5 protein-coding genes are annotated in these 3,307 nt (G+C 69.8%); 2 read left to right on the top strand and 3 right to left on the bottom strand.

Annotation, left to right across the window (positions count from 1 at the left end; all coding sequences use genetic code 11):
- Window positions 1-397 (top strand): dienelactone hydrolase family protein (locus VGD44_RS06490; protein ID WP_331085079.1); only part of this gene is annotated, 397 nt, incomplete at its 5' end.
- On the opposite strand, the gene VGD44_RS06485 is transcribed toward VGD44_RS06490, so the two are convergent.
- The gene (locus VGD44_RS06485; protein ID WP_331085077.1) at window positions 394-858 is read right to left on the bottom strand and encodes a hypothetical protein; all 465 of its coding nucleotides are present in this window, start codon (window positions 856-858) and stop codon (window positions 394-396) included. The genes VGD44_RS06490 and VGD44_RS06485 overlap by 4 nt on opposite strands.
- Before the next feature lie 64 nt (window positions 859-922).
- Between VGD44_RS06485 and VGD44_RS06480 the strand changes: the two genes are divergently transcribed.
- A complete protein-coding gene (locus VGD44_RS06480; RefSeq protein WP_331085074.1) occupies window positions 923-1,702 on the top strand; it encodes a hypothetical protein in 780 nt (259 codons plus the stop codon).
- A gap of 61 nt (window positions 1,703-1,763) precedes the next feature.
- Here the strand turns inward: VGD44_RS06480 and VGD44_RS06475 are convergent, their stop codons facing one another.
- Together VGD44_RS06475 and VGD44_RS06470 are read right to left on the bottom strand one after the other, a co-directional pair.
- Window positions 1,764-2,609 carry a cytochrome c1 gene (locus tag VGD44_RS06475; RefSeq protein ID WP_331085072.1) on the bottom strand — a complete coding sequence of 282 codons (846 nt, stop codon included), beginning with the start codon at window positions 2,607-2,609 and terminating at the stop codon, window positions 1,764-1,766.
- 8 nt (window positions 2,610-2,617) lie between these two features.
- Window positions 2,618-3,307: cytochrome b (locus tag VGD44_RS06470; RefSeq protein WP_414694621.1), on the bottom strand; the 690-nt coding region annotated here is incomplete at its 5' end.

Genomic DNA, 3,307 nt, shown 5'->3' with positions numbered 1-3,307 from the left:
CGACGCCCAGGCGGCGCTGGACGCGATGGAGGGGCCGCGCTTCGTCACCGGCTACTGCTGGGGCGGAGCGGCGACGTGGCTGGTCGCCTGCCGCTGCGACGGCGTGGCGGCGGCCTCCTGCTTCTACGGCCGCCGGATCAGCGAGCTGGTCGACGAGACGCCGCGCTGTCCCACCATCCTGCACTTCGGCAAGACCGACGCCTCCATCCCGATGGAGAAGGTGGACGAGATCCGCGAGCGGCACCCCGACCTGCCGGTCTACCTCTACGACGCCGGCCACGGCTTCGTCTCGGACCGCCGGCGCGACTACCACGAGGACTCGGCCCGCCTGGCGCGCCTGCGGACGCTGCAGGTGTTCGCGCGCAACGGCGGGGGGAGCGGGCGCGGCGAGGTCTAGACCTCGATCTGCCGCTTAACCTCGGGGTGCCGCTCCAGCACCCGCACCAGCATGGCCTGGGCCGCCAGTATGCCGATCCCGGCCGCGTAGCCCGAGAACACGCCGGCCGGATAGCGACCGCCCTGGGCGGCGCTGGAGATCTGCCAGTAGATCAGCGCCGCCGCGCCGCCCAGCAGCACCACGCCGGCCACGATCGAGCGCACGTTCTGGCCGAAGCCGGCCAGGAAGCTCATCCAGACGTATTTCGCCAGGCCCCGGCGCAGAACGCCTACCGCCAGCGGGATTCCCAGCGACGCGATCAGGAACACACCGGGCCAGATCAGCGTCCGCTGCACGATCAGGGCGTCGTCGCTCAGCCGGTCGAAGGCGTGCACCACCGCGCCCGCATAGATCAGCCCGGCCGTGGCGACGGTCAGGTCCTGGGTTCGGCGGAAGCTTCTCCAAGCGGGCGTATGAGCCATGCCTTCAATGTGGGGGCTCCGGGAGGCGCCGATAAGGCAGAATCTGGCGCTATGGTCGGCCCCCGTGGCCCGCCCGAGTCTCCTCCCCTTTCTCCTGCTGCTCGCGGCCGGCCCGGCGCACGCGGCCGAGCTCGCCTGCCGGTTCGAGGCCGGGACGATCACCGTACCGGCGCAGGTGGCGGGGATCGCCGGCGACTACATCCTGGACACCGGTGCGGCCCAGACGGCGCTGCACGAGACCAAGGCCCAGGCCGAAGGCATCGTCGCCATAGCGCTCACGGGCGATGTCAGCGTGGGTGGCATGGTGGTGCGCGCCGCGCCGCTGAAGGTGCAGGACCTCGATGTCCGCACCTGGAACCTGCCGACCCCCGCAGCCGGCGTGATCGGGGCCGATGTGCTGCGGGGCTTCGTCGTGGACGTGACCTACGCCCCCTGCCGCGTGCGCCTCTCGGCGCCCGGACGGGCTCCGCGGTTTGCAGGACGGGCCCTGAACCTCGCCTGGGACCTGGGGCGACCGACGGTCGAGGCGGCCGTCTCCGACGACGCGCACCGGCTCAGCGGCCGCTTCGTGATCGCCACGGGGGCCAATGCGCCGGTACGTCTCGCCGACGACCTGGCTCAGATTCCGGGCGCCCTGCGGCCCGACGAGCTCTATCCAGAGGGCGTCTTCCTGGCGCGCCTGCCCCAGGTGGAGTTCGGCGGCGCGGTCGGGCGCGACGTGGGCGCCGGGCTCATGAAGCCCGAGGGCGAGGCGGTGGGGCTGTTAGGCGGCGCGGTGCTGGCCCACTTCCGTCTGCGCTTCGACTTCCCGGGCGGGAAGCTGGTCGTGCAGCCGATCCCTTGAAACGAAAAGGCCCCGGATCACTCCGGGGCCTCTCCTATCGCTTGTGGCGCTGGCGTCCGCCCTAGTGGGCGACGTTGCGCCAGACGCGGCGGTAGCTGAAGTACAGCAGCACCGTGAAGATCAGGAGGTAGATCATCGCGCCCAGGCCGAACGCCTTGCGCTCGATCTGCTTTGGCTCGGAGGCCCACGCGAGGAACGCGGTGACGTCCTCGGCCTGCTGGTCGACGGTCGACTTGGTGCCGTCGTCGAAGGTCACCTTGTCGGGCGCCAGCTGCGGCGGCATGGCCAGGAAGCCGCCGGGCGGGACATGCTTATGGTCGCCGCTCCAGTAGGCGGTGAGATCGCCCGCGAAGGCGACGTTGTAGTTCTGGCCGGCGCCGACCTTCAGGCCGGCCGGCGGGTTCCGGTAGCCCGTCAGCAGCGAGTAGATGTAGTCGGCGCCGCCGGGGCGGGCCTTGACGATCACCGACAGGTCCGGCGGGATCGCGCCGCCGTTCGAGGCCGCGGCGGCGGCGTCGTTGGGGAACGGCGACGGGAACTTGTCGGCCGGGATGGCCGGACGCTGGACGACGTCACCCGTCTCGGAGTCGATGTCGTTGACCTGGATGTCCTTGGCCAGCGCCTTCACGTACGGGTTGTCGTTCGGGTTCTTGTACTCCGGGTCGTAGAACGGCCCGCCGGGCTGCCCCAGGTTGCGGAAGAACACCAGGTTCATCGAGTGGCAGGCCGAGCAGACCTCGCGATAGACCTTGTAGCCCCGCTGGAGCTGGGCCGGGTCGAACTTGCCGAACGGCCCGTCGAACGTCCATGCGACGTGGCGGGTCTCGGTGTGGCCGCCGGAGGCGAGGGCCGGGCCCCCGATCAGGGCGAGCCCCAGCGCCGCGAGCGCGATACCTTTGCGCAGCATCTTCAGGCTCAGCCCCTCTTTTCAGGCGACGCCGCAGCGCCAGCCGGAGTGGTGGCAGGGTGCGACAGGACAGGTTCGGAGATGGATTCCGGCACCGGCAGCGGGGTCTCGGTCAGGCCGAGGACCGGCAGCACAAGCCAGAAGTAGGCGAAGTAGTAGAGCGTGGCGATCCGGCTCAGCCAGACGAAGCTGTTGATGTCGGCGTCCAGCACCATGAAGCCGCTGGGGCTGCCGAACACCGGGTCGTCCGGCAGCTTGCCGCCGCACCAGCCCAGGATCAGAGCAAAGAAGACGAACAGGAAGAAGTACAGCCGCGCCGTTGGACGGTAGCGCATCGAGCGCACCTTCGACGTGTCGAGCCAGGGCAGCACGAAGAGCGTGCCGATGGCGCCGAACATGAGCAGCACGCCGCCCAGCTTGTCCGGAACCGCCCGCAGGATCGCGTAGAACGGCAGGAAGTACCATTCGGGCACGATGTGCGCCGGCGTCACCAGCGGGTTGGCCGGGATGTAGTTGTCGGCGTGGCCCAGGGCGTTCGGGTTGTAGAACACGAAGGCGGCGTACAGCAGCAGGAAGACCGCGATCGCGAACCCGTCCTTCACCGTGTAGTACGGGTGGAAGGGAACGGTGTCGGACTTCGACTTCACGTTCACGCCGGTCGGGTTGTTGTTGCCCGGCACGTGCAGCGCCCAGATGTG

This window comes from Phenylobacterium sp., from assembly GCF_036402295.1.
GTDB lineage: Bacteria > Pseudomonadota > Alphaproteobacteria > Caulobacterales > Caulobacteraceae > Phenylobacterium.
Note: the sequence above shows the minus strand (reverse complement) of the source record. Positions and strands in the feature narration are given on the sequence as shown.

Coding starts and splice junctions, on each gene's coding strand:
- VGD44_RS06485 (WP_331085077.1), bottom strand. CDS start 858: ATGGCTCATACGCCCGCTTGGAGAAGCTTCCGCCGAACCCAGGACCTG.
- VGD44_RS06475 (WP_331085072.1), bottom strand. CDS start 2,609: ATGCTGCGCAAAGGTATCGCGCTCGCGGCGCTGGGGCTCGCCCTGATC.